The organism is Streptomyces sp. NPDC097640 (assembly GCF_040302705.1).
Classification (GTDB): domain Bacteria; phylum Actinomycetota; class Actinomycetes; order Streptomycetales; family Streptomycetaceae; genus Streptomyces.
Genome location: NZ_JBEOSB010000011.1, coordinates 65,933 through 91,642 on the forward strand (window position 1 = coordinate 65,933; position 25,710 = coordinate 91,642).

Annotated in this window: 23 protein-coding genes and 1 pseudogene; 11 read left to right on the forward strand and 13 right to left on the reverse strand. The window is 70.5% G+C overall.

Annotated elements, in window-relative coordinates; translation table 11 throughout:
* Positions 1 to 25: 25 nt before the first annotated feature.
* From ABTY62_RS19075 to ABTY62_RS19085, 3 genes are all read right to left on the reverse strand, one after another.
* Positions 26 to 910 carry a pyridoxamine 5'-phosphate oxidase family protein gene (locus ABTY62_RS19075; RefSeq protein ID WP_352130751.1) on the reverse strand — a complete coding sequence of 295 codons (885 nt, stop codon included), beginning with the start codon at positions 908 to 910 and terminating at the stop codon, positions 26 to 28.
* 257 nt (positions 911 to 1,167) lie between these two features.
* Complete coding sequence (locus ABTY62_RS19080; RefSeq protein WP_352130590.1) at positions 1,168 to 2,730, reverse strand: globin domain-containing protein; 1,563 nt, start codon at positions 2,728 to 2,730, stop codon at positions 1,168 to 1,170.
* Positions 2,731 to 3,061: 331 nt separating this feature from the next.
* Complete coding sequence (locus ABTY62_RS19085) at positions 3,062 to 3,694, reverse strand: HAD family hydrolase (RefSeq protein ID WP_352130591.1); 633 nt, start codon at positions 3,692 to 3,694, stop codon at positions 3,062 to 3,064.
* Between the two features lie 134 nt (positions 3,695 to 3,828).
* On the opposite strand from ABTY62_RS19085, the gene ABTY62_RS19090 reads away from it, so the two are divergent.
* The gene (locus ABTY62_RS19090) at positions 3,829 to 4,389 is read left to right on the forward strand and encodes a DUF2269 domain-containing protein (RefSeq protein WP_352130592.1); all 561 of its coding nucleotides are present in this window, start codon (positions 3,829 to 3,831) and stop codon (positions 4,387 to 4,389) included.
* 46 nt (positions 4,390 to 4,435) lie between these two features.
* Here ABTY62_RS19090 and ABTY62_RS19095 read toward each other — a convergent pair whose 3' ends face one another.
* Entirely contained in the window at positions 4,436 to 5,659 is a 1,224-nt protein-coding gene (locus ABTY62_RS19095; protein ID WP_352130593.1) for an MFS transporter, read from the reverse strand.
* A gap of 134 nt (positions 5,660 to 5,793) precedes the next feature.
* Here ABTY62_RS19095 and ABTY62_RS19100 point away from each other — a divergent pair, with 134 nt between their 5' ends.
* Entirely contained in the window at positions 5,794 to 6,312 is a 519-nt protein-coding gene (locus ABTY62_RS19100; RefSeq protein WP_352130594.1) for a MarR family winged helix-turn-helix transcriptional regulator, read from the forward strand.
* Between the two features lie 10 nt (positions 6,313 to 6,322).
* Positions 6,323 to 6,775, forward strand: coding sequence for a GNAT family N-acetyltransferase (locus tag ABTY62_RS19105; RefSeq protein ID WP_311726018.1), 453 nt, complete (start codon positions 6,323 to 6,325; stop codon positions 6,773 to 6,775).
* On the opposite strand, the gene ABTY62_RS19110 is transcribed toward ABTY62_RS19105, so the two are convergent.
* The gene (locus ABTY62_RS19110; RefSeq protein ID WP_352130595.1) at positions 6,772 to 8,034 is read right to left on the reverse strand and encodes an SGNH/GDSL hydrolase family protein; all 1,263 of its coding nucleotides are present in this window, start codon (positions 8,032 to 8,034) and stop codon (positions 6,772 to 6,774) included. The genes ABTY62_RS19105 and ABTY62_RS19110 overlap by 4 nt on opposite strands.
* 150 nt (positions 8,035 to 8,184) lie before the next feature.
* Positions 8,185 to 9,591 carry a serine hydrolase domain-containing protein gene (locus tag ABTY62_RS19115; protein ID WP_352130596.1) on the reverse strand — a complete coding sequence of 469 codons (1,407 nt, stop codon included), beginning with the start codon at positions 9,589 to 9,591 and terminating at the stop codon, positions 8,185 to 8,187.
* Positions 9,592 to 9,684: 93 nt separating this feature from the next.
* Between ABTY62_RS19115 and ABTY62_RS19120 the strand changes: the two are divergent.
* The 3 genes and pseudogenes from ABTY62_RS19120 to ABTY62_RS19130 all read left to right on the forward strand — a co-directional run.
* Positions 9,685 to 10,095 (forward strand): annotated as a pseudogene (locus ABTY62_RS19120) (MerR family transcriptional regulator); the annotation flags it as partial.
* 76 nt (positions 10,096 to 10,171) lie between these two features.
* On the forward strand, positions 10,172 to 10,516 hold the full coding sequence (gene trxA, locus ABTY62_RS19125; protein WP_311726015.1) for a thioredoxin: 345 nt from the start codon (positions 10,172 to 10,174) through the stop codon (positions 10,514 to 10,516).
* A 134-nt stretch (positions 10,517 to 10,650) separates the two neighbouring features.
* Positions 10,651 to 12,006, forward strand: a complete 1,356-nt coding sequence (locus tag ABTY62_RS19130) for a phosphatase PAP2 family protein (RefSeq protein ID WP_502997480.1) — start codon at positions 10,651 to 10,653, stop codon at positions 12,004 to 12,006.
* A gap of 18 nt (positions 12,007 to 12,024) precedes the next feature.
* Here the strand turns inward: ABTY62_RS19130 and dnaB are convergent, their stop codons facing one another.
* Positions 12,025 to 13,482: a replicative DNA helicase gene (gene dnaB, locus ABTY62_RS19135; protein ID WP_311726194.1), complete on the reverse strand. Its 1,458-nt coding sequence runs from the start codon at positions 13,480 to 13,482 to the stop codon at positions 12,025 to 12,027.
* 476 nt (positions 13,483 to 13,958) lie between these two features.
* Here dnaB and ABTY62_RS19140 point away from each other — a divergent pair, with 476 nt between their 5' ends.
* On the forward strand, positions 13,959 to 15,299 hold the full coding sequence (locus ABTY62_RS19140) for an MATE family efflux transporter (RefSeq protein WP_352130597.1): 1,341 nt from the start codon (positions 13,959 to 13,961) through the stop codon (positions 15,297 to 15,299).
* Positions 15,300 to 15,448: 149 nt separating this feature from the next.
* Here ABTY62_RS19140 and rplI read toward each other — a convergent pair whose 3' ends face one another.
* The 4 genes from rplI to rpsF all read right to left on the reverse strand — a co-directional run bounded on the left by rplI (position 15,449) and on the right by rpsF (position 17,220).
* Positions 15,449 to 15,895 (reverse strand): 50S ribosomal protein L9, encoded by a 447-nt coding sequence (rplI, locus tag ABTY62_RS19145; RefSeq protein WP_311726013.1) that lies wholly within the window; start codon positions 15,893 to 15,895, stop codon positions 15,449 to 15,451.
* An 18-nt stretch (positions 15,896 to 15,913) separates the two neighbouring features.
* The gene (rpsR, locus tag ABTY62_RS19150) at positions 15,914 to 16,150 is read right to left on the reverse strand and encodes a 30S ribosomal protein S18 (RefSeq protein WP_003978893.1); all 237 of its coding nucleotides are present in this window, start codon (positions 16,148 to 16,150) and stop codon (positions 15,914 to 15,916) included.
* A 102-nt stretch (positions 16,151 to 16,252) separates the two neighbouring features.
* On the reverse strand, positions 16,253 to 16,846 hold the full coding sequence (locus ABTY62_RS19155; protein WP_352130598.1) for a single-stranded DNA-binding protein: 594 nt from the start codon (positions 16,844 to 16,846) through the stop codon (positions 16,253 to 16,255).
* A gap of 83 nt (positions 16,847 to 16,929) precedes the next feature.
* A complete protein-coding gene (rpsF, locus tag ABTY62_RS19160) occupies positions 16,930 to 17,220 on the reverse strand; it encodes a 30S ribosomal protein S6 (RefSeq protein WP_014177942.1) in 291 nt (96 codons plus the stop codon).
* Positions 17,221 to 17,449: 229 nt separating this feature from the next.
* Between rpsF and ABTY62_RS19165 the strand changes: the two genes are divergently transcribed.
* From ABTY62_RS19165 to ABTY62_RS19175, 3 genes are all read left to right on the forward strand, one after another.
* Positions 17,450 to 17,767 carry a hypothetical protein gene (locus ABTY62_RS19165; RefSeq protein ID WP_352130599.1) on the forward strand — a complete coding sequence of 106 codons (318 nt, stop codon included), beginning with the start codon at positions 17,450 to 17,452 and terminating at the stop codon, positions 17,765 to 17,767.
* A gap of 117 nt (positions 17,768 to 17,884) precedes the next feature.
* Positions 17,885 to 19,003, forward strand: a complete 1,119-nt coding sequence (locus ABTY62_RS19170) for a lipid II:glycine glycyltransferase FemX (RefSeq protein ID WP_311726010.1) — start codon at positions 17,885 to 17,887, stop codon at positions 19,001 to 19,003.
* An 81-nt stretch (positions 19,004 to 19,084) separates the two neighbouring features.
* On the forward strand, positions 19,085 to 20,116 hold the full coding sequence (locus tag ABTY62_RS19175) for an alanine racemase (protein WP_352130600.1): 1,032 nt from the start codon (positions 19,085 to 19,087) through the stop codon (positions 20,114 to 20,116).
* Between the two features lie 126 nt (positions 20,117 to 20,242).
* On the opposite strand, the gene ABTY62_RS19180 is transcribed toward ABTY62_RS19175, so the two are convergent.
* Positions 20,243 to 21,727, reverse strand: coding sequence for a glycosyltransferase family 87 protein (locus tag ABTY62_RS19180; protein ID WP_352130601.1), 1,485 nt, complete (start codon positions 21,725 to 21,727; stop codon positions 20,243 to 20,245).
* A gap of 207 nt (positions 21,728 to 21,934) precedes the next feature.
* Complete coding sequence (locus tag ABTY62_RS19185) at positions 21,935 to 24,586, reverse strand: transglycosylase domain-containing protein (protein ID WP_352130602.1); 2,652 nt, start codon at positions 24,584 to 24,586, stop codon at positions 21,935 to 21,937.
* Between the two features lie 356 nt (positions 24,587 to 24,942).
* Between ABTY62_RS19185 and ABTY62_RS19190 the strand changes: the two genes are divergently transcribed.
* Entirely contained in the window at positions 24,943 to 25,671 is a 729-nt protein-coding gene (locus ABTY62_RS19190) for a PadR family transcriptional regulator (protein WP_352130603.1), read from the forward strand.
* The last annotated feature ends 39 nt before the right edge of the window (positions 25,672 to 25,710 follow it).

The window sequence follows — 25,710 nt, forward strand, 5'->3', positions numbered from 1 at the left end:
GCCCCCACGGAGCCGGACCGGCCGGCTACCCGAACCAGCCGCTGAACGGCTGCCCGGCGCCCTCGGGCGCCCGCTCCCGCGCCCTGGCCAGCACGCGCTCGGCCTCCCGCTGCCACGCCTCGGGGCGCACGGGCACGGTCCCTGTCGCGGCAGGCCCTGCCGCCCCTGCCGCGGGCTCCGGCTGCGTCTGCGGATCGGGCTCGGGCTCCGGGCGGGTCATGGGCTCGCGACGCCCCTCGCGCACATCGGCGGCCGCGCCGAAGAAGTCGCCGCCCTTGCGCTTGAAGTCGTCCGTGCCCCAGTCCCGCTCCCGTTCGGCGGAGCCGCCGGCCCCGCCGCCGTCCGCGCCCCTGTCCGCCGGGGCACTGTGCCGCCGCTGCGAGGACACCTTCTGGAGATGCGGGATGTGCTTGGCGCAGTGGATGTACGCCTCCTCGACCGTCACCTCGACCCACACCACCGCCCGCCGCCCCGGCACCGGGTCGACCGACAGCCCGGGGTGGGCGGCGCGCATCTCGGCGTCCGCCACGACCCGCGCCCGGCCGTTGATGTGCAGGCCGATCCGGTCGCGCAGGAAGTCGATCATGAGAATCCCGAGGTGGGGATTCTCCTCGATGTTCCCGAGGCTGGCCAGGACGCCATTCCCCCGGTATTCGGGGTAGGCCAGGGTCCGGTCGTCGAACACCCGCAGAAATCCGGGCGGCCCGGCGCGGAAGGTGCTGTCGCACTCGCCGTGCCCGTCGGCCGTCGCCAGGAAGAACATCTCCTGGCGGGCCACGAACTCCCGCATCCGGTCGTTGAGCCGGTCCAGCACCTGCTCGTCGTAGAAGCGGTCGGCGCGGTCGACCGTGTCCAGGCGCCGCTGAAGCCGATGTTCGCCGTCGCTGCCCGGACGGCTCGTACGGTCCAGGTCGGCCACGGGCGCGCCGGCCGCCGCGGTCCATGCCGCCGCGATCCGTGCTGTCGCCGTCGTCGCCGTCGCCGTCGCCCGCTCGTGCTCGACGTCGTCCACGCTCACTCGTCCCTCACCCTGCGATCGCTCGAGTCAGTGATCCACTGCTCTCCCAGCCCCCAAGTCCCCTGCTCCTCACTACTCACTACTGCGTCACGGCCCCCCGCCGTGTTGCAGTTGCCGTCGCCCGCGGGTCCCGGCCGACCCCCCGTCGGCTAGTCCCCCGCCGCCACGAGCTCTTCGAGGGAGTCGTGCCGGATGCGGTGCGAGGGGATTCCGATGCCTCTCAGGGTGTCCACCCCGCTGCGGATCATCCCGGCCGGCCCGGAGAGATACGCGTCGTACGTGCTCCAGGGGCCGTACTGCCGCACGGCGTCCGGCAGTCGGCCGCTGAGCCCGTTCGTCGGGCTGTCGGAGACGACCGGGCGGACCGAGAGCCAGTGGTGGGCCTGCGCCAGCCGCAGCATGGTGTCGATGTCGTACAGGTCGTGGTCGCTGCGGGCGCCGTAGAAGACCTCGACCGGGCGGTTGCGGCCGTGCTCGGCGACGTCCTCGACCAGGGCCTTGATCGGCGCTATGCCGGTGCCGCCGCCCAGGCAGAGCAGGCCGTTGTCGCGGGAGTGGTCGATCACCATCGAACCGGCCGGGGGGCCGAGGCGGATCACATCACCGGGGCGGGCGCGGTGCACCAGCGCCGAGGACACCCAGCCGGCCGGTACCGCCTTGACGTGGAAGGACAGCAGACCGTCCGCGCGCGGCGCTGAGGCGAAGGAGTAGTGCCGCCACACCCGGGGCCACCAGGGGGTCTCCAGGGAGGTGTACTGGCCGGCGAGGAAGGGGTACGGCTGGTCGGGGCGCACCGTGATGACCGCGATGTCCTGGGTGCGCAGCTCATGTCCGACGACCTCGGCCTGCCACCACGCGGGCGCGCGCAGCTCATCCTCGGCGGCCGCGTCGATCATGATCTGCGAGATGGCGGTGTACGCCCGGACCCAGGCGCCCTCGGCCTCGTCGCTCCAGGTCGTGGTCGCGTAGCGGGTGAGCGCGCCGATCAGGCACTCGCCGACGGCCGGGTAGTGCTCCGGCTGGGTGCCGTACTTGCGGTGGCCGCGGCCGAGACCGGAGAGGTACTCGGTGAGGATGTCCGGGTCGTCCACCAGCTTGGCGGCGGTCAGCAGGGCTCTGAAGAGCCGGTCGCGCTGGGCGTCCATCGCGGCGGGGAACAGCGGCCGCAGATAGGGGTGCTGGACGAACAGCAGCGCGTAGAAGTACGAGGTGACCTTGTCCGCGATGGGCTCGACCTCGGCCATCGTGCGGCGGATGAGGATCGCGTCGGGCGACGCCGTCGGGTCACCGATGAACTGGTCCTCGGGTCGGACGTCCTGCGCGCCGGGCGCCTCGTCGGGGCGCTGGTGCTCCTCGCGCTCCCGTACGGGCCTGGCTCCGGCTCCCGCTCCGGCTCCCGAACCGACTCCGGCTCCGGCCCTGGAAGGAGACGGCGGCGGGGGCGGAGGCGGGGGCGGCGCGGGGGATACGGTCGGCGCGGGCGGTGCGGGCGGCGCCGGGGTCTGCGTACGTCGGTCGGCGCCCGTGCCGACCGGCCGTATCGGGCTCACCGGGCGGCTGGGCGCCTGGCGGCCGGCTTCCTGGTCCGGACCCGGGGACGCTTCCTCGTCCCGCCTCCTGCTCGGGGTGAACCAGCCCCAGTCGCCACTGCTTCCGCCGGTGCCGCCGGTGCCGTCGTTGCCGGCCGACGACGTGGTGGTCGGAGCGTCCATGGTTGCCTCGCCTCGAACGTCTTTCTGTCGGTCTTCGCACTTCCGAAGCCGGAATGTGCCCGCAATTCCCCGCTCTGTGCCACTGGTTCAGGTGAGTTTGGTCCGGATGGCCCGCCCCGTACTTCTCCATGGGCAGCATGCCATGCTTGTTCGCCGCACAGGACAGATAGTCGGAACTCCGGGTAACGGCACCTGTGTTCCGTTAGGCTGGATTGTCCCGATGTAGCCCTGCGACAACAGCCGCGCAGAACCCGGATCCGACCCTACCGGGCCCGGATGAATTCACAAGCCCCAAGTCGAGCGGCTCCGTTACACCCGGCAACCTGCGTAATTACTGATAGCTACCTGCCAATTCGTAGGCCTCTCGCAGATCGCGGCCGGTATAGCCATGCGATGCGATTTCGCTCACATGATGGTCGGCGTTGACCGCGATCGAGACCGGCACCACGGCGAACAGCTCCGCGTCCGACATCGAGTCGCCATAGGCGACGCAGTCCTCCCTGCTCAGACCGAACTTCGCACAGAGTTCATCGGCGATGCGCACCTTGGCCGCCGGGGTGAGGATGCCCTCCGGATCCAGCGGCTCGCGGAACGGCACGGCCGGCCAGCGCGACCCCTGCGCGGCGTCCGCGCCCCATTCCAGCAGCCGCTCCACGAAGAAGCCGGGAGAGAGCGAAATCACCGCGCACCGCTCCCCGCGCTCCCGGATGTCCGCCCACACCTCGCGGATACCCGCCAGCCACGGCGCCCCCTCGAACGCCGCCGCCACTTGCCGCTCCGTCAGCTCCCCCCACAGCGCGCAGGCCCGCACGGCGAACTGTGCGGTGCTCAGCTCCCCGTCCGCGAACGCCCGCTCCAGCTCGCCGATCTCCCGCTCCACCCCGAGCTGACGGGATATCTCGACGGCTGCGGCCGAGCCGTGGATGAGCGTCCCGTCCAGATCGAACAGATGCAGTCTGGTCATGAGGGCGAGCCTAGGGCCTGCCCGCGCCCGGGGGCTCGGCCACGGCCCGGTACGCGCGCGGAGTACGGCGGGAGTACGCCCGGATACTCCCGCCGTCAGACGCGGTGCGGACGGCCGCGGACGACCGTGGGGACATGAAGCCGAACCTTTCGCGGCCCGCCCGCAGGGCCCTTCTCGTCGTCCATGTCGTCGTCTCCGTCGGCTGGCTCGGGCTCACCCTGTGTCTGCTCGCGCTGGGCATCGCGGGGGCGGCCTCCGGATCGGCGGACACCGCCGAGGCCGCCTATCGCGCCATGAAGATCTTCGGCGACTGGCTGATCGCGCCGATCAGCCTGGCGTCCCTGCTGAGCGGGGTGGCGCTGTCGCTCGGCACGCCCTGGGGGCTGGCCCGGTACCGCTGGGTCGCCACCAAGTTCTGGCTGACGGTGCCCGCGGCGGGCGCCTCGATCCTCGCGCTGCGGGCCGAGATCGCCTCGGCCGCGGCCGACGCCTCGGCGAGCCGGGCCGTGCCGTCCGCCGTCGATCTGGTGATCGCGCCGTCGGTGGCGCTGGGCGTCTATCTGTTTCTCACCGCCATCTCGGTCCTCAAGCCGTGGGGGCTGACGGCGCGCGGGCGGCGGCTGCGGGCCGGTTCCCGCCCCGCCGGGGCCGGGACGCGCTCCGGCCGCCGCGTGGCCGCCCGTTCACAGGCGTGACGGGGGCCGTGCGGCGGCCGGATAGCGGGAAGGGCAGCCGGGCGGGTCAGCGTACGGCTGCCTCGCCGGCCGTCTCGGGGGCGGGGGACGCACCGCCCGCGGCGACGATCCGCCCACCGGCGCGCGCGGTGCGCCGTTCGAGCGCGGCCGAGAAGACGGCGGTGGCGAGCGCGGCGACGGCCATGAGGGCGCCGACCCAGTTGGGCGCGGTGTAGCCCCTTCCGGCGGAGATGACGAGCCCGCCGAGCCAGGCGGCCAGGGCGTTGCCCAGGTTGAAGGCGCCGATGTTGGCCGCCGAGGCGAGCGTCGGCGCGTTCGGCGCCTGGTCCATGACCCGCTTCTGGAGCGGCGCCACGGTCGCGAAGCCGAAGGCCCCGACCAGCACGATCGTGACGGCCGCCGCGACCTTGTCATGGGCGGTGAAGCTGAACGCCGCCAGGACGACGCCGAGCCCGCCGAGGGTGATGTACAGCATCCGCATCAGGGACCGGTCGGCGTAGCGCCCGCCGATCAGGTTGCCGCCGACCAGGCCGAGGCCGAAGAGGACGAGCAGCCAGGTCACGGAGGAGTCGGCGTAGCCCGCCACGTCCACCATCATCGGCGTGATGTAGGTGATCGCGGCGAAGACGCCGCCGAAGCCGAGCACGGTCATGGCCATCGCCAGCCACACCTGCGGATTGCGGAACGCCGCGAGTTCCTGGCCGAGGCGGGCGGCGGCCGGGCCGGGCTGCCGGGGCACGAGGGCGGCGATGCCGGCGAGCCCGAGCACGCCGAGCCCGGCTACGGCGAGGAACGCGGCGCGCCAGCCGAGGGTCTGGCCGATCCAGGTGCCCATGGGCACGCCGACCACGTTGGCGATGGTCAGGCCGGTGAACATGGTGGCGATGGCCCGGGCCCGCTTGTCGGGGGCCACCAGGTCGGCGGCGACGACCGCGCCGATGCCGAAGAAGGCGCCGTGCGCGAACGAGGCCAGCACCCGCCCGGCGAGCAGCAGCAGGAAGGCGGGGGCGAGCGCGGAGAGCAGATTGCCCGCGATGAACAGCCCCATCAGCATCATCAGCATCTGCTTACGGGCCAGCCGGGTGCCGAGCAGGGTCAGCAGCGGGGCGCCGATGACGACGCCGAGGGCGTAGCCGGTGGTCGCGTATCCGGCGGTGGGGATCGAGACATGGAACTCGTCCGCCACCTCGGGCAGCAGTCCCATGATCACGAATTCGGTGGTGCCGATGCCGAAGGCGCCGATGGCGAGCGCCAGCAGGGCGAGAGGCATGTCGTGGAGTCCTCAGAACGATTGCACGGAAGTTTTGGACGCGTCGACAATAATTGCATGCGCACTTACTTGCAAGCGCCGACATTTTCATCGGGTGCACTACGCTGGGGACACGACACCCAAGGAGGGGTTCCATGCCGGATGCGCAGACCGAGGAGCCGTTGGCCGAGGAGCCACTGGCCGACGAGCCGCTGTCCGGCAGGCCGCTGCCCGGCGGGCAGGCCCTCGCCCAGGGTTGGTGCGCCCTGTCCGCCCTGCACGGCCGCATCGAGACGCGCGTCGAGCGCGCGCTCCAGGCCCGTCACGGGCTGAGCGTCCGCGAGTTCTCGGTGCTGAACGTGCTCAGCGCGCAGCACGACGGCCCGGGCGGCCATCTCCAGATGCGCCAGCTGGCCGAGTCCGTCGTGCTCAGCCAGAGCGCGACCACCCGCCTGGTCACCCGGCTGGAGGACCGCGGCCTGCTGTCCCGCTACATCTGCCCGGACGACCGCCGCGGCATCTACACCAACGTCACCGCCGCGGGCCGGGAACTGCTCGACCAGGCCCGCCCGACCAACGACGCCGCGCTGCGCGAGGCCCTCCGGGACGCCGCCGCACGGCCCGAACTGGCCCCGCTGGTGACGGCCGTCGAAGGGCTGTGGGCCCCCGCGTAGGCTGCCCGCCATGAGCAACCTCGAGATCCGCGGTGCCACCACCGAGGACATACCGGCCATCGTGGCCATGCTGGCCGACGACCCGCTCGGCGCCCGGCGCGAGTCCCCGGACGACCTGGCCCCCTACCTGGCGGCGTTCGAGCGGATCACGAGCGACGGGGGCCAGCGGCTGGTGGTCGCCGTACGGGACGGCCGCACCGTCGGCACCCTCCAGCTCACCGTCATCCCCGGCCTGTCCCGGCAGGGCGCCACCCGCTCGATCATCGAGGCCGTCCGCATCCACGCCGACGAGCGCGGCGGCGGGCTCGGCACCCAGCTGATCGAGTGGGCCGTCGACGAGTCGCGCCGCGAGGGCTGCGTACTGGTGCAGCTCACCTCGGACGCGACCCGTACCGACGCCCACCGCTTCTACGAGCGCCTCGGCTTCGAGGCCTCGCACGTGGGGTTCAAGCTCGCGCTCTAGAGAACACCGAGGTCGATCGCCTCGGCCATCCGCCGGTAGCCCGCGTCATTGGGGTGCTTGTGGTCGCCGCTGTCGTACGCCGGGTCGAGCGCCTGCGGATCCGACGGCGCGGCCATGGCGGCGGCGAAGTCGACCACCGCGTCGAACTCGCCGGAGCCGCGGATCCACGCGTTGATCGCGGCGCGCTTCGCCTCGGAGCGGGCGGTGTGGTACTCGGCGCCCTTGAAGGGCAGGATCGTGGCGCCCACGACCCTGACGCCCCGGGCGTGGGCCCGCGCGATCAGCTCGCGGTAGCCGGCGATCACCTGCTCGGCGGAGACCTGCGGATTGGGCTTGTAGGTGGGCAGATCCACCTCGCTGAAGCCGATGTCGTTGAGCCCCTGGAGCAGGATCACCGACCCGACGCCCGGCTTGTCCAGCACATCCCGCTGGAACCGGGCGCCCGCCCGGTCCCCGTACCAGGGCGAGTCGTGCAGCAGCAGATTTCCGCCGATGCCGGAGTTGAGGACCGGGCGCGGGGTGCCTGCGGCCGCCAGGCGCTCGGCCAGCAGATCCGGCCAGCGGCTGTTGGCGTCGTATGTCGAGCCGAAGCCGTCGGTGATGGAGTCGCCGAACGCGACCACGGAGCCGCGGCGCCCGGTGCCGCCGGTCAGCTCCACGTCCGACAGGTAGTACCAGGAGTGGGTGGACGCGGTGAACGCCGCGCCATCGCGGTCGGCGCCGTGGTCGCCCTCCGCGCGATAGCTCTTCGCGTACGCCTGGGCGTGGAACGTGGCCGGGCCGGTCGGCTCGGCGAAATACAGCGTCACCGTCAGCGACTCGAAGGGCGCCACGCGCACCGGCGCCGCGTCGCTGGCCGCCTCGCCGCCCGCCGGGATCGTCACCTCCCGCCGGTGCCCGAAGGTCAGCCTGCGGGCGCTTCCGGCCTCGACCGACGCTCCGCGCGCGGTCCGGGCGACGGTCGCGCCCGCGATCCGCAGCGGCTCGTCGCCGTAGCGGTTCGACAGCCGGATCCGGGCCGCGGTGCCACCGGCGGTCACCCGCACGACCTGGCGCACGGTCTGGTCGGCGAAGCCCTTGAGCGCCCAGTTCTCCTCGAACCCCTCACTGGGGCGCTGGACGGGGGCGGCCCACCCGGCCGACCAGACGGTCCCGGGTCGGGCACCCGGGGTTCGGGCGGCGGCGGCCGGGCCGGAAGCGGCCAGGACGGCGGTCAGGGCGAGCAGGGACGCACCGACGCGCAGCGCTGAGGAGCGCATGACGGATCTCCTTGGGACATGGCGGCCGCGGGGCCGCCTGGTGTGGGTACGGAGATCAGCCTGCGGAGGTACGCGGCGGTCACCCAGCCCCCGGCGGTGCGTACCACCGCCAGGGTCAGGCACGGATCTGGATCGGAGCCGGGGCGCGCCTCACGCCCCCGGGCGCCACCCCTTCGGGTCCACCCCGCCCGGCACCGCGCCATCGGGCTCGTACGGCTCCCGGGTGAAGACGAAGGTGCCCAGATCGAGGTGGACGTTGTCCGCCCCGCCGTACGGGCCGCCGCCCGCGCCCCGCACCACGCGCAGCGTCTCCCCCGCGTAATAGCCGTCGAGCCCGGTCCAGGTGCCGTCCGGCTCCGCCCGGAACCGCGAGCCGCGCCCCCTGCCGTTCAGCGGGCTCAGCTCAAGACCCCGCTCGGGGCGCAGACGCAGCAGGAACGGGGTGGGGCCCCAGTACCAGGGCCCGGTCAGGGCCACCAGCTCCGGATCCGCCTCGGTCAGCGGGCGCCACGGCGCGGGCACCGGCGGCTCGTGCTCGGCCGCGATCCGTACGAGGTCGGCGGCGACGGCGCCGACCGCGGGCCCCGAGGTGGCGTTGGCCAGCGCGATCCCGGCCAGCCCGTCCTCCGGGCTCGCCCACAGCGCGGCCAGGAAGCCCGGCATGGAGCCGGTGTGGCCGATGAGGACGCGGCCGTCGCGGCGGGCCAGCTGGATGCCGAGCCCGTAGCCGCCGTCCCAGTCGTCGTCCTCGGGCGCGACCGCCGGGGCGCGCATCTCGGCCAGCGTCCGGGCGCCCAGCACCCGTTCGTCCCCGTCCATCAGGAAGGCCGCGTACCGGGCCAGGTCGGCGGCCGTCGACCACAGCTGTCCGGCCGGGGCCATCCGGCCGGTGTCCACGGCGGGTTCGGGCAGCAGCACATCCGCCCAGGGGTGCACCGCCCAGCCCTCGGCGTGCGGGGCGCGGGGCAGCGGCGAGGTGCGCCCCATCCCCAGCGGCTCCAGCACCTCACGCCGCAGCACCTCGTCCCAGGGCGCGCCGCGCAGCCGCTCGACGAGCGCGCCCAGCAGTGCGAAGCCGGGGTTGGAGTAGTGGTGGCGGCGGCCGGCGGGGTGGCGCAGCGGGCGCTCCCCGAAGATGTCGGCCGTCTCGGGGCGCAGCTCGCCAGGCGTGCGCTCCCACCACGGGCCGCGGGCCTCCGCGGCCAGGCCCGAGGTGTGGGAGAGCAGCTGGGCGATGGTCGCGTCCCCGGCCTCCGGCACGTCCAGGTGGCGGGACAGCGGGTCGCCGAGGCGCAGCAGCCCCGCGTCGCGCAGCCGCATCACCAGCACCGCCACAAAGGTCTTGGTGAGCGAGCCGATGCGGTACTGGGTGTCCACGTCCGGCGCCCGTCGTCCCACCTCGCCGCGCGCCCCCACCCACCACAGCCGTCCGTCCCGCACCACCGCGCCCACCAGGGACGGCGCACGGCCCTCCGTCTGGCCGACGGCGATCCGGCGGAGCAGGGCACGGCGGGTGGCGGGCAGCGGCGACGCGGTCTCTTCCATGGGCGCGGTCATGCCCGCACCCTATGGCCCGCGTCCCGTGCCCGACGGGGCGATTTCGTACGCCCGTTGGCCTTGACGTCGGCGTCAACGTCTACCGTCGAGGCCATGCGGATCGGAGAGCTGGCCGAACGGGCGGGTACGACCACCCGCACACTGCGCCACTACGAGGCGCTCGGGCTGCTGCCCGCACGCCGCGCGGGCAACGGATACCGGGCGTACGACGAGGACGACCTGCGGCTGCTGCGGCAGATACAGACGCTGCGGGACTTCGGCTTCGGCCTGGAGGAGACCCGGCCGTTCGTGGAGTGCCTGCGCGCCGGCCACCCCGCGGGCGACTCCTGCCCGGCCTCGCTCGCGGTGTACCGCCGCAAGCTGGCCGAGCTGGACGACTGCATCGCGCGGCTGAACGGTGTGCGACGGCTGGTCGGGGCACAGCTCGCCGAGGCGGAGCGGGCGCTGGCCGCACTGAAGGCCGCGGCGGCGGCGCCGGGGGGACCCGAGCCACGCTGCGAGCTGACACCCCAGGAACCCCACGAGCCGCATGAACCGCATGAACCGCACGAGCCGGAGACAGGACCGAGAGGAGAACGGAATGGCGACGACACAGACCGGGACAGGGGGAGTGGTCACAGTGACGGACGACACCTTCCAGCGGGAGGTCCTGGAGTCCGCGCTCCCGGTGCTCGTGGAGTTCACGGCCTCGTGGTGCCCGCCGTGCCGGATGATCGCGCCGGTGCTGGCCGAGGTGGCGCGGGAGGAGGCGCACCGGCTGAAGGTGGTGGAGCTGGACGTGGACGCCAACCCGGGCACCACGGCGGCGTACGGCGTGCTGTCCATGCCGACGCTGATGGTGTTCCAGGACGGTGAGCCGGTGCGGTCGATGGTGGGCGCCCGCCCCAAGCGGCGGCTGCTGGAGGAACTGGCCGACGTGATGTAGCCGACGTGATGTAGCCGCCGCGGTGGCGACGCCCGGATCGCCCAGCACCCCTCCGATAGCATGTTCGGCCTCATGACGATCGCCGCCAACATCTATCAAATCGGCCAAAACAATTGATATCCATAGCATCTCGGGTGTTTTCGCGAATAAATAGCAGAATAAAGTTCGCCGCGTGGCGTCAACCGCGGGCGATCCTGTGGGCCACGGCGGGTCTGGTGACCCTCGGATTCCTTATCGCGCTGGAGATCGCCGCACGTCACTACGGCCTACCGGGGCCGATGACCAATCAGGCGCGAGAGGTGATTTTCCCCCCCAAATCGGGGCCTTTGCTGTACGCCAGCATGGCGTTGATGATGGTGGTGCTCCCCTGGCGGGAACGGCTCATCGCGGCCGGCGCGGCGATCGGCATCGATGTCGTCTTCTTTCTGGTGCGGTGGGCGGCCGGCGCCGAGATCACCGAGGGCCACCCCTTCGGCAACGGCGCGCTGTGGGTGGTTCTGGGCTATGCGGTCATCGCTGTCACGCGCCGCACCGGCCCGGAACGTGTTCTGCTGCTGAAGGGTGTCGGGCTGGCCCTGCTGCTGGTGGCCGGCCGCAAGACCGGCGATATCTGGCTGCTCATCACGTCGAAGGCCCACCCGGCCGTGCTCGACCCGTATGTGGCGATCGCCGATCACGCGTTGGGCAACCCGTCGTGGCTGGTGGGCCGGATGGTCGAGGCCACCGGTCCGATCGGCACCCATCTCCTCGACTGGGTCTACGTTCAGCTCGCGGTGGCCGCGGTGGTCGTCTCGCTGTACCAACTGCGCAACGTGGCGATCGAGCGCCGCTTCCCGAGCCATTACCTGGTGCGCACGTTTCTGGTGATCGGCCTCCTCGGGCCCGCCATCTACATGATCTTCCCGGTGGTCGGACCGGTCTTCGCCTACGGCCCGGGCGCCTCCGGCACCGGCGGCCCGCAGTGGGCGCTGGCCAACCTGTGGCCGGACACCCCGCCGCCGATCAGTGCCCCGCACGCGTTCACCTACGACGACATCACCCCACGCAACTGCATGCCCAGCCTGCACACGGCATGGGCTACCGCGATCTTCATCCACTCCCGCAAGGCCCCCCGGGTTCTGCGGTTCGCAGGCACGTTCTGGCTGATCGCCACGCTCACCGCGACGCTGGGCTTCGGCTACCACTACGGCGCGGATCTCATCGCCGGCGTGGTGTTCACGCTCACCATCGAGGCAGCGCTGCGCTCGCACGAACGCGGCTGGGACCGGTCGGGAATCCAGCTGGTCGCCTACGGCACAGCGGTCTTCGCCGCGCTCCTGGCGTCGTATCGCTATCTGCCGATGAAGATGGCCGAACATCCGTGGGTGTTCGGACCACTTCTCCTGCTGGCGATGGGCTCCGTGATCTACGGCTACGTACGGACCACCAGACTGTGGGACCCGACGCCCGCACCGGCGCGGCAACCGCAACCGCAACCCGAACCGGTGTGAGCCCTTCGTGCCGCTCGATCAGGTCTGGGCCATGTCCACGAAGCGCGAGTAGTGGCCCTGGAAGGCGACCGTGATCGTGGCCGTCGGACCGTTACGGTGCTTGGCCACGATCAGGTCCGCCTCGCCCGCGCGCGGCGACTCCTTCTCGTACGCGTCCTCCCGGTGCAGCAGGATGACCATGTCGGCGTCCTGCTCGATGGAACCACTCTCACGCAGGTCCGAGACCATGGGCTTCTTGTCCGTGCGCTGCTCGGGGCCACGGTTGAGCTGCGAGAGCGCGATGACCGGGACTTCCAGCTCCTTGGCCAGCAGCTTGAGGTTTCGCGACATGTCCGAGACCTCCTGCTGGCGGCTCTCGGGGCGCCGCGCGCCACCGGACTGCATCAGCTGGAGATAGTCGATGACGACCAGTTGGAGATCGCTGCGCTGCTTGAGCCGGCGGCACTTCGCGCGGATCTCCATCATCGACAGGTTCGGGGAGTCGTCGATGTAGAGAGGGGCCGCCGACACATCGGGCATCCGGCGGGCCAGCCGCGTCCAGTCCTCGTCCGTCATGCTCCCGGACCGCATGTGATGCAGCGCCACCCGCGCCTCGGCGGACAGCAGTCGCATCGCGATCTCATTGCGCCCCATCTCCAGGGAGAAGATGACGCTGGGCATGTTGTTCTTGATGGAACAGGCGCGCGCGAAGTCCAGGGCGAGGGTGGACTTGCCCATCGCGGGACGGGCGGCGATGACGATCATCTGGCCGGGGTGCAGCCCGTTCGTCAGCGCGTCCAGGTCGGTGAAGCCGGTGGGCACACCGGACATCTGCCCGCTGCGGGAGCCGATGGCCTCGATCTCGTCGAGCGCGCCCTCCATGATGTCGCCGAGCGGCAGATAGTCCTCGCTGGTGCGCTGCTCGGTGACGGCGTAGATCTCCGCCTGGGCGTTGTTGACGATCTCATCCACATCGCCGTCCGCCGCGTATCCCATCTGGGTGATGCGGGTGCCGGCCTCGACCAGACGGCGCAGCACCGCGCGCTCATGGACGATCTCGGCGTAGTACTCGGCGTTGGCGGCGGTGGGGACCGACTGGACGAGGGTGTGGAGGTACGAGGCGCCGCCGACGCGGGCGATCTCGCCGCGCTTGGTGAGCTCGGCGCCGACGGTGATGGGGTCGGCCGGCTCGCCCTTGGCGTACAGATCGAGGATGGCCTGATAGACCGTCTCATGGGCGGGGCGGTAGAAGTCGTTGCCCTTGAGGACCTCGACGACATCGGCGATGGCGTCCTTGGACAGCAGCATGCCGCCCAGGACGGACTGCTCGGCGTCCAGGTCCTGCGGGGGAACGCGCTCGAAGCCCGCCCCCTCCCAGGTGCCCGACTCGCGGCCGCGCTCATGCTGTTCGTCACGGCCCCGGCCGCCTTCACCGCGACGGAACCGGGGGGAAGGCAACCGGTCGACCGGGCCGGAGTCCGCCCAGGGGTCGTCCATGGGCTCGGGCATGCTCACCCCGCCACCTCCTCCCGTCCGCGGTGCGGACCTCACCGCGCGTCTCTTTCTTACGCCACGGCTATGACAAACAGGGCGCCCAACTTCCGGTTCCGACGCTTCGGATTCGAGTGGAATCGAGGCCGGAACAGGCGGCGGGCGCCGCACCACGGTAGGCCCGTCTCCCCCCTCAGCCAACTTGGTTATCCACAGGGCATGTGGATGATGGGGGCCATCCTGTGGAGAAGTCCCGCGATCCTGTGCACGGGCCGGGGGACAGTGCTGTGGACAAACACACAATCAACCTGGACTTGCGCGACTGACCTGCGGTTTCTTCATCCAGGGGCTGTGCAGGAGAAAAACTTCGGCGCCTGGATCAAGATCGCGACAAACGGCGCAGAGAACAGCGTCGCGCGCCATCGCATGTAAGGGATGCCATCGGGTTGTGTCTCTTACCTGTGGAAGATTAGATTGCCCTCATGACTCTGGCCCCAGCGACCGAGCGGAAGACCGCCCGGCGACACGATCGCGAGATCGTCGCGCTTGCCCTCCCCGCCTTCGGCGCACTGGTGGCCGAGCCGCTCTTCGTCATGGTCGACAGCGCCGTCGTCGGCCACCTCGGCACCCCACAGCTCGCCGGACTCGGCGTCGCCGCCGCCCTGCTCACCACCGCCGTCAACATCTTCGTCTTCCTCGCCTACGCCACCACGGCGGCCGTCGCCCGCCGCGTCGGCGCGGGCGATACGGCCGGAGCGCTCCGCCAGGGGCTGGACGGCATCTGGCTCGCCCTTCTCCTCGGCGGCGCCGTCATCGCCATCACTCTGCCCACCGCCCCTGACCTCGTCGGGCTCTTCGGCGCCTCGGGCACCGCGACCCCCCACGCCGTCACCTATCTGCGCATCAGCTCGCTCGGCATCCCCGCGATGCTGGTGGTGCTCGCCGCCACCGGCGTGCTCCGCGGCCTCCAGGACACCCGGACCCCGCTCTATGTCGCCATCGGCGGCTTCGCGGCCAACGCCGCCCTGAACGCCGCCCTGGTCTACGGCGCCGGGCTCGGCATCGCGGGCTCCGCCTGGGGCACGGTGATCGCCCAGTGCGCCATGGCCGCCGTCTATCTCACCGTCGTCGTACGAGGCGCCCGCCGCCATGGCGCCTCGCTGCGCCCGGATCTGGCCGGGATACGGGCCTGCGCCCACGCGGGGGTGCCGTTGCTGGTCCGTACGCTGGCCCTGCGCTCCGTGATGGTGATCGCGACCGCGGTGGCGGCCCGGCTCGGCGACGATGAGATCGCCGCCCACCAGATCGTGCTGTCGCTGTGGAATCTGCTGGCGTTCGCCCTGGACGCCATCGCCATCGCGGGCCAGGCGATCATCGGGCGGTATCTGGGCGCGGGCGACTCCGAGGGAGCGCGCGCGGCCTGTCGCCGCATGGTCCAGTGGGGCATCGCGTCCGGAGTGGTGCTGGGCCTGCTGGTCATCGCGGCCCGCCCGCTCTTCATCCCCCTGTTCACCTCGGACCCGGCGGTGCGCGACACCCTGCTGCCCGCCCTGCTGGTGACGGCCGTCATCCAGCCGGTGGCCGGTGTCGTCTTCGTCCTCGACGGGGTGCTGATGGGCGCGGGGGACGGGGGATATCTGGCCTGGGCGATGATCGCCACGCTGGTCGTCTTCGCCCCGGTCGCGGTGCTGGTGCCCTCCCTGGGCGGCGGACTCACGGCCCTGTGGTGGACCATGGCGCTGATGATGTCGGTCCGGCTGGCCACCCTGTGGCTACGGGCCCGCTCGGGCCGCTGGGTCGTCACCGGCGCGGTGCGCGGCTGAGCCCGGAAGGGCGGGCCGACACACCACAGCCGACGAACACCGAGGCGGACGAACACCGAGGCTGTGGAACACCGCGGTGGACAAGCACAAGGGCCGCGACCCCGGCGTGGGTCGCGGCCCTCAGTCGTGCAGTGCACGGGGACCACCGGTCAGGCGGCGACGACCTCGACGCCCACCTTGGCGGCAACCTCGGCGTGCAGACGCACCGAGACCTGGTGCGCGCCCAGGGTCTTGATCGGGGCGCCCACCTCGATCCGGCGCTTGTCCACGTCGGGGCCACCCGCGTCCTTGATCGCCGAGGCGATGTCGGCCGGGGTGACGGAGCCGAACAGACGGCCGGCGTCGCCGGCGCGGGTCTTCAGGCGCACCTTGACGCCCTCGAGCCGCGCCTTCACCTCGTTGGCCTGCTCGATCGTGGCGATCTCGCGGATGCGACGACCGCGGCGGATCTGCTCGACGTCCTTCTCGCCGCCCTTGGTCCAGCGGATCGCCAGACCACGCGGAACCAGGTAGTTACGGGCGTAACCGTCCTTGACGTCCACGACGTCGCCGGCGGTGCCGAGGCCGGAGACCTCGTGGGTGAGGATGATCTTCATGACTCGGTCACCCTTCCCTTATCGCGCGGTGGAGGTGTAGGGCAGCAGCGCCATCTCACGGCTGTTCTTCACGGCCGTGGCGACGTCACGCTGGTGCTGGGTGCAGTTGCCGGTGACCCGGCGGGCACGGATCTTGCCGCGGTCGGAAATGAACTTCCGCAGCAGGTTCGTGTCCTTGTAGTCGACGTAGGAGATCTTCTCCTTGCAGAACACGCAAACCTTCTTCTTAGGCTTGCGAGCAGGCGGCTTCGCCATTGTCTCTCTCCAGTGTGATCAAGAAGTTTGTGCTGGTCGCCCAGACCAGGCCCGGCACGTTTCACGTGAAACCGCGGTTTCACGTGAAACGGCGCATACGACCTAGAAGGGCGGCTCGTCCGAGTAGCCGCCGCCGGAGTTGCCGGAGCCGCCGCCCCAGCCACCGCCCCCGCCGCCCTGCTGACCGCCGGCCGGGGCGCTGGTCGCCCACGGGTCGTCGGCCGGAGCGCCGCCGCCCTGCTGGCCGCCGCCGCCGGGGCCGCCGCCCCAGCCACCGCCGCCACCCTGGCCGCCGCCCTGGCCGCCGCCGTATCCACCCTGGCCGCCGCGGCCGGCGGTCTTGGTGACCTTCGCCGTGGCGCTGCGCAGGCTGGCGCCGACCTCATCGACGTCCAGCTCGTAGACCGTGCGCTTGACTCCCTCGCGGTCCTCGTAGGACCGCTGCTTCAGCCGGCCCTGCACGATGACGCGCATGCCGCGCTGAAGCGACTCGGCGACGTTCTCCGCTGCCTGCCGCCACACCGAGCACGTGAGGAAGAGGCTCTCGCCGTCCTTCCACTCGTTGGTCTGCCGGTCGAAGGTACGGGGAGTGGACGCGACACGGAACTTCGCGACCGCCGCACCCGACGGGGTGAAGCGCAGCTCGGGGTCGTCGACGAGATTGCCGACGACCGTGATGACGGTCTCGCCTGCCATTGGGGGAACCTCTCGGCGGGTACTGCTGGGCTGCTTGCTACTCGTTGCGATACGACCCGATGACCGCTGAACGCTTTACGCGTTCAGTGGGTCTCGGGACGGAGGACCTTGGTCCGGAGGACCGACTCGTTCAGGTTGAGCTGACGGTCGAGCTCCTTGACGACCGCGGGCTCGGCCTGCAGGTCGATGACCGAGTAGATGCCCTCGGGCTTCTTGTTGATCTCATACGAGAGACGACGACGGCCCCAGGTGTCGACCTTCTCGACCTTGCCGTTGCCCTCACGGACGACGGAAAGGAAGTTCTCGATCAGCGGGGAGACAGCGCGCTCCTCGAGATCGGGGTCGAGGATGACCATCACCTCGTAGTGACGCATGTGGAACCCACCTCCTTTGGACTCAGCGGCCACGGTCGATCCGTGGCAGGAGGGTCGTGATGCGTACCGCATCGGTGCCTGCACAGACACCACTGCGGACGGTACACACTACCCGGCGACTGCCGCCGGGTTGAAATCCGGCGGTCTCCCGCCGCAATCTGTACACATCGGGTGTGAGCGGCGTTACAGTTTCGCCGCTTTGCCATATGGGCCTATACGGAGGTGCCCCATGGCACAGGCAGCACGACCTCACCACGGACTTCTCTCCTTCCTCGACACCGATGGCAAGTCGCATCCGGTCGAGAACACCTTCGCCGCGGCGACCCTGCTGATCGGCGTGATCGCGTTCATCACCGCCCATTTCCCCCATCTCCACCTGCTCAGCTCGTGGACGGGCCTCGTCGGGATCATCACCGGACTGTGGGGACAGCTGATCTCCGCGACCACCGGCGAGCGGTTCCTTCTGATCATCGGGCTCGGCGCATCCGCCGTCGGCTTCTATCTCGGCATGGCGCACGGCGGCCTCTTCGGCGGCGTCCTGGGCTGAGTTCCGGCCCGGCCCGTTGCCCCCGGGCCCAAACGGGGCGCGTCCTTGTCGCAGTAGGCTTCGGCGCGAGAGCCGGAGCCCCGACCACGGGGACAAACCTGCCGAGGAGCGCCCCGCATGAGCCTGACCCTGAGGACGATCAGCCGAGAGCAGCATCTGGCATACATCCAGAGCCTGCCCGCGGCCAGCCACATGCAGGTTCCGGCATGGGCTGACGTCAAGACGGAGTGGCGCTCGGAGAGTCTCGGCTGGTTCGACACCAGTGGCCAGTTGGTCGGCGTCGGCCTCGTCCTCTACCGGCAGCTGCCCAAGATCAAGCGCTATCTCGCCTATCTGCCCGAGGGTCCGGTCATCAACTGGTACTCGCCCCACCTCGAGGACTGGCTGCGCCCGATGCTCGCGCACCTCAAGCAGCAGGGCGCCTTCTCCGTGAAGATGGGCCCGCCGGTCATCATCCGGCGCTGGGACGCCGCCGCCATCAAGTCGGGCATCCAGAACCCGGATGTGAAGCGGCTGCGCGACATCGAGGCGACGTTCATCGAGCCGCGCGCCTTCGAGGTCTCCGACCGGCTGCGCCGCATGGGCTGGCAGCAGGGCGAGGACGGCGGGGCCGGCTTCGGCGATGTCCAGCCCCGGTACGTCTTCCAGGTGCCCCTGGAGAACCGCTCCCTGGAGGACGTCCACAAGGGCTTCAACCAGCTGTGGCGGCGCAACATCAAGAAGGCCGAGAAGGCCGGCGTCGAGGTCGTCCAGGGCGGCTACGAGCACCTGGCGGAGTGGCAGCGGCTCTACGAGATCACCGCGGAGCGCGACCACTTCCGGCCCCGCCCGCTCAGCTACTTCCAGCGCATGTGGCAGGCCCTCAACAGCGAGGACCCCAACCGGATGCGGCTGTACTTCGCCATGCACGAGGGCGAGGCCGTCGCCGCGGCCACCATGCTGATCGTCGGCGGCCACGTCTGGTACTCCTACGGTGCCTCCGCCAACCACAAGCGCGAGGTCCGGCCCTCGAACGCGATGCAGTGGCGCATGCTGCGCGACTCCTACGCGCTGGGCGCCACCGTCTATGACCTTCGGGGCATCAGCGACTCGCTGGACGAGAACGACCACCTCTTCGGTCTCATCCAGTTCAAGGTGGGGACCGGCGGCGAGGCTGCCGAGTACCTCGGCGAGTGGGACTTCCCCCTCAACAAGCTGCTGCACAAGGCGCTGGACATCTACATGTCGCGCCGCTGACTTCGCCGAGTTCTTGACTCTCCACCTACGCTGCATACCTCCAATACACCGCGGCAACGAGAAAGGTTCCGGGACCGGCCAATGGCGCTCACCCTCTATGTCGACACCGCGCGCTGGCGGGCGCACCAGCAGTTGGTGATCCAGCAGTTCCCAGGCATAGTCCCGGTCTGCAAGGGCAACGGATACGGCTTCGGCCACGAGCGGCTGGCCGAGGAGGCCGCCCGCATCGGCTCCGACATCCTCGCGGTGGGGACCACCTACGAGGCCGCCCGGATGAAGGACTACTTCAGCGGCGACCTGCTGGTGCTCACCCCCTTCCGCCGGGGCGAGGAGCCCGTGCCGCTGCCGGACCGGGTGATCCGCTCGGTGTCGTCGGTCGACGGTGTGTACGGCCTGGTGAACGCGCGCGTGGTCATCGAGGTCATGAGCAGCATGAAGCGCCATGGCGTCGCCGAGGCGGACCTCCCCAAGCTGCACGCCGCGATAGAGAACGTCCGGCTGGAGGGCTTCGCCATCCACCTCCCCCTCGACCGCACCGACGGGCTGGACGGGGTCGAGGAGGTCATCGCCTGGATGGACCGGCTGCGCGCCGCCCGGCTGCCGCTGCACACCATGTTCGTCAGCCACCTCAAGTCCGAGGAGCTGGGCCGCCTACAGCAGCAGTTCCCGCAGACCCGGTTCCGCGCCCGCATCGGCACCCGGCTGTGGCTCGGCGACCACGACTCGACCCAGTACCGGGGCGCGGTGCTCGACGTCACCCAGGTCGCCAAGGGCGACCGCTTCGGCTATCGCCAGCAGAAGACGGCCTCCGACGGCTATCTGGTGGTCGTGGCGGGCGGCACCTCCCACGGCGTCGGGCTGGAGGCCCCCAAGGCCCTGCACGGCATGATGCCGCGGGCCAAGGGCGTCGCGCGCGCCGGGCTCGCGACCGTCAACCGCAACCTCTCGCCGTTCGTGTGGGCGGGCAAGCAGCGGTGGTTCGCCGAGCCGCCGCACATGCAGGTGTCCATCCTGTTCGTACCGAGTGATGTCGCGCCCCCACAGGTGGGCGACGAGCTGGTGGCCCACCTGCGGCACACCACGACGCAGTTCGACCGGCTGGTCGACCGCTGAGCCACCCGGCACGGCCCGGAGCGACCAGAGCGACCGGACCGGCCGAGGCGACCGGAAGGGCCCGGAGCCGCGCGATCACCTCGCGGCTCCGGGCCCTTCGCCGTGCTCGTCCCGCCCCGCGGGAGCTCACTCGCGTCTGACGCCCCACTCCACCCGCGCCGGCCCCTCGTACGCCGGCGCGTGCCGCGCCTCCCCCAGGACGAACACATCCGGGGCCCGGTCCAGCACACCGCCCGACGGGTCGTCCGACCCGTCCCTGCGCACCACGTCCCGCTCGGGCACCAGCACATCCCGCACGACCAGGGCGCACAGATACAGCGTCCCCAGCACATGGACGATGATCGCCAGCTGGTACCCCTCCGGCGGCAGTCCCCGGTGCTTGTCACCGCTGCCGATGTACGCCAGGTACATCCAGATCCCGAGGAAATACATCACCTCGCACGCCTGCCACACCAGGAAGTCGCGCCACCGCGGCCGGGCCAGGACCGCCAGCGGGATCAGCCACAGCACGTACTGCGGCGAGTAGACCTTGTTGGTGATCACGAAGGCGGCGACGACCAGGAACGCGATCTGCGCCAGCCGCGGCCGCCGCGGCGCGCACAGGGCGAGCGCCGCGATACCGGCGCAGGCCAGCAGCATCAGCAGCGTGGCGTACAGGTTGACGTTGTCGAGGGAGCTCCCGGTGCGCTGGGAGATGACCAGCCACACGGAGCCGAAGTCGACGGGCCGGTCCCGGCTGAAGGTGTAGAAGGCGAGCCAGCCCTCGCGGATGTGGAAGCCCCCGCGGCTGCTGATCATCACCGGGACGTTCACGACGAGCCAGGCCCCCAGCGCCCCGCCCAGCGCCGTCCCGAAGGCGCGCAGCCGGCCGGCCCGCAGGCACAGCACCAGCACCGCCCCGAGCAGCAGTATCGGGTAGAACTTCGCGGCCGTCGCCAGCCCCAGGAAGACGCCGGCCGCCAGCGGGCGGCCGCGCGACCACATCAGCATCCCGATGGCCGTGAGCGCCACCGCGAAGAGGTCCCAGTTGACGGTCGCGGTGAGCGCGAAGGCGGGGGCGAGGGCGACGAGCAGGGCGTCCCAGGGGCGGCGGCGGTGCGTACGCGAGACACAGACGGCGACGACCGCGGCGCAGACCATGAGCATGCCCGCGTTGACCATCCAGTAGATCTGCTCCTGGTGCTGGAGCGACCCGCCGTGCGGGGTGAGCCGGGAGGCGACCTCCATGAAGAGGCCGGTGAGGACCGGATACTCCAGGTAGTCCATCCCGTCCGCGGCGCCCGGTATGCGGTGGAAGTAGGGAACGACGTTCTCCGCGAAGCCGCGGCCCGCGTACAGGTGCGGTATGTCGGAGTAGCAGGCGTGGGTGTACTGGCCGGTGACGCTGGAGAACCAGCCGCCGTTGTAGCAGGGGATCTTCTGCACCATGCCGAGGGCGAACATCCCGATGGCGACGAGCGCGATGATCCGCACGGGGGTCCACCAGCTGACGCCGAGCAGCGCCCGGCGCCCGGCCGGGCCGCCGATCAGCTCGCTGCCGGCCGCGGCCACGGCGTCCTCGGCGGTCGGCCGTACGGGCTCGGCCTCGGGGTCCCTGCGCACGCTCGTCATGGGATCCATCCTGCCGTACGGGCCGGGGGAGGGCCGTGAGGCCCGCCCCAGAGGCCCGTGCCGCCTCGGGGCGGCGAAGGGGCCGGGGCGGCCCGGGGAGCCCCGGAGAACGGCGGCGGCCGCGCCGGAGCGGGTGAGGCTCCGGCGCGGCCGCCGATGGTGGTGGGGGGGGCGAGGGTCGCTCGCCTGCGGGCTCAGCCGCCTGCGTCAGCCGCCTCCGCCGAACCAGCCGCCGTTATCGCTGCCCGGGGGTTCCGTGCTCGGAGTGCTGGTGCCGCCACCGTTGCCGTTGCCCCCGTTGTTGCCGTTCCCTCCGTTGCCGTTGCCCCCGTTGTTGCTGTTGCCGCCGTTGCAACCGATCTCCAGCGGGTCACAGGTATCCGTCGGGGACGGGCTGTTGGTCGGGGTCTCGGAGGACGGGGTCTCGGACGGGGTCTCCGAAGGCGTCTCGGACGGAGTCTCCGAGGGGGCCGTCGTCGTGGGCGGAGCGGTCGGGCTCGCGCCGTCGCCGAAGATCTCCTCGCCGATCGGCTCGGGCTTCGGGAAGTTCTCGACCTTCTTGCCCTTCATGGCCTCGCGCATGTAGTCGGCCCAGATCTCGGCCGGGTACGAGGCACCGTGGATCGTCTTCTGGCCGCCCACGCCGCGCATGGAGAGGAACTTCTGGTTCTTGGCCTTGTCGTCCACGCGCCACATGCCGATCGCCGTGGACAGTTGCGGGGTGTAGCCGGAGAACCAGGCCGACTTGTTCTCATCGGTGGTACCGGTCTTGCCCGCGGCGGGACGGCCGATCTGCGCCGAGGTGCCGGTGCCCTTCTCGACGACGTTCTTCAGGACATCGGTGACGTTGTCGGCCACGTTCGGGTCGAACGCCGTCGTGAGCTCGTAGTCGTCCTTGTGGTTGTAGACCTCGATGCCCTTGTGCTCGACCGTGTCGACCGAGTACGGACTGGCCTGCTTGCCGCTGGCCGCGAAGGTCGCGTACGCCCCGGCGAGCCGGATGGCGCTCGGGGCCGAGGTGCCCAGGGAGAACGTCGGGGTGATCGAGGCCAGCTGGTCCTCGTTGAGACCCGCGGCGATCGCCGCGTCCCGCACCTTGTCGGTGCCTACGTCCATGCCGAGCTGGATGAAGGGGGTGTTCACCGAGAACTGCATCGCGGTGCGCAGGTTGATCTTGCCCCGGTCCTCGTCACCGTCGTTTCTCTGGTGCCACTCCTTGCCGTCCTTGTCGTGCCAGACGGTCCCGTTGTAGTCGCGCAGCGTCAGCTTGTTGTCGCCGTTGTAGATGCTCTTGGGGGAGACCAGAGTGCGTTCCGAGTCGGACTGATCCCGCGGACCGTCCTTGTCGCGGACGCCGTCCTTCATGGCGGCGGCCAGCACGAAGGGCTTGAAGGTGGAGCCCACCTGGACACCGGTGTAGTCGGCGTTGTTGGTGTAGTGCTCCAGGGCGTTCTTGCCACCGTAGATGGCGACGATCTTGCCCGTCTTGGGTTCCACCGAGGCCCCGCCGAACTGCACGTGGTTGTCCGCTTCGCGCAGCTTCGGCTTGATGCTCTCCTTGGTCACCTTCTTCACGGCCGTCTCGAGCTGGTTCATCTTGTTGCGGTCGAAGGTGGTGTGGATCTGGTAGCCACCCTTGTCCAGCATGTTCTTGGTGATCTTGCTGTTCGCGATGATGTAGTTGTCGGCCAGGTCGGTGAGGTAACCGATCTGACCTTCTTTGTTCGTCGCGACCTTCGGCGCCCGCGGCGCCGGGAACCCCTTGGCGATGTACTTCTCGCTGTCGGCCTTGGACATCCTCCCCACCTCGACCTCGCGCTTGAGGATCCACTCCCAGCGCAGCTTGGCCCGCTTGGTGTTCGCCGTCTTGCTCGCGACTGCGCCGTAGCCGCCGGCGGGGTCATAGAGGTTGGGGCCGTTGAGGGTCGCGGCGAGGAAGGCGCCCTGGCTCGGCGTCAGCTTCCGGCAGTCCGTGTCGTAGTACGCGCGGGCCGCCGCCTGGCAGCCGTAGGCGCCACGCCCGTAGTACGCGGTGTTCAGATAGCCGGCGAGGATGTCTTCCTTGTCCATGGTCGCGCCGACCTTTATGGAGATGAACAGCTCCTTGACCTTGCGCGTGACCGTCTGCGACTGGTCCAGGTAAGTGTTCTTCACGAACTGCTGGGTGATGGTGGAACCGCTCTGCGTGGCCCCGCCCTTGGCCATGTTGACGACCGCGCGGGCGATACCCATCGGGTCGACGCCGTTGTCGTCGTAGAAGCTGGCGTTCTCCGCGGAGATCACCGCGTTCTGCAAGGACTCGTCGATATCGCTCAGTGGCACGATCTGGCGGTTGTACTCACCGCGGCCAGAGACCACCATCTGCTTGCCGTCCGCCCAGTAATAGACGTTCTTCTCGACCTTGGACGCGGCCTGCGCGGAGGGAACCTCCACCAGCCACAGCCCGATGCCCACGGCGCCGACAAGCACGGCGAAGAAGAAGAGGAAGGTCCCGGTCACCAGCTTCCAGGACGGGAGCCAGCGCCGGAAACCGTCCTTGCCCGCGCGCGGGTAGTCGATGAAGCGTTTCTTGACGGGGCGTCCATCGCCGCCCCCGCGCCCTCGGCCGCCGGCGGCACGCCGGCCTCCGCCCCCGGCATCGGGATCGGCTCCTCTTCTGCGGCCGGAGCCGCGCTGTGCGGCGCGCCGGGCTTCGGCCCGGCCGACATAAGTGCGCTCCTCCCCATGCGGGGCGGAGCCCGACCCTGTGGCGCTTCGCGGCTGGGCCGCGCGGCGGCCTGACGACTGCTGCGCGGCGCGTCGGGCCGCTGCTCGTCCACCGCCTTGTGGCTGCGGCGGCTTGCGACGGTGCTCGCTCATGGAACGACTACTCCTCGGGCAGGCGCTATCGCCTGAAAGCGGCAGGTGGCTTTCGGTCCCCCCGATGTGCGCTCCGGCCACCGGTAGCAACCGGGCGCACTTCATCCAGGACGAGGACGCCTGATGGCGTCACTTGGTTCCCGGTGCCGTGCATGGCGAACAGAGTACGCACGGTCAAAACCAGCCGAGGCGTGATCTTCACTCCATAACAGTCAGTTCGCGTCCCACGAATTGGTGATGTGACGCCGTTCACGATGGTCCCTCTTGTCCCGCCACCATCACGGTTCTATCGTCTGGATGTATCGAGTCGATACATCAGCTCGGCATAAAGGACCCAGGAGACAGAGGAGGCGGGTGTGGGCAGACGCTCGGGTGTGCTTGAGTTCGCCGTCCTCGGCCTGCTCCGCGAGTCCCCGATGCACGGCTACGAGCTGCGGAAACGCCTGAACACCTCGCTCGGGGTGTTCCGTGCGTTCAGCTACGGCAGTCTCTATCCCTGCCTCAAGACGCTGGTCGCCAACGGATGGTTGATCGAGGAGCCTGGCAGCGCGCCCGAGGAAGCCCTCGCCGCGACGCTCGCCGGCCGCCGCGCGAAAATCGTCTACCGGTTGACGGCGGAGGGGAAGGAGCGCTTCGAGGAGCTGCTCGCCCACACCGGCCCGGACGCGTGGGAGGACGAGCACTTCGGCGTCCGCTTCGCCTTCTTCGGACAGACGTCGCGGGATGTGCGGATGCGGGTCCTTGAGGGGCGGCGCAGCCGCCTCGAGGAGCGCCTTGAGAAGATGCGGGCCTCTCTCGCCCGCACCCGTGAGCGGCTCGACGACTACACCCTCGAGTTGCAGCGGCACGGGATGGAGTCGGTGGAACGTGAAGTCCGCTGGCTCAACGAGCTGATTGAGAGCGAGCGGGCCGGGCGCGACCAGCGCGGCGGCCCCGCGGGCCAGGACCGGCCCCAGAAGCTGGAGCAGAGCCGGTCCCCCGAGCTGGCCCCGTCAGGAGAGCAGGACCAGTCAGAAGATACGGGCGGCCTGCCCCGGCACCGGGGTGGTTCCCGGCCGGATCCGTCCGATGACACCACCACATGAGGCCCCGCACCCCGCAGGGCTTCGTCGAGTACAAACAGG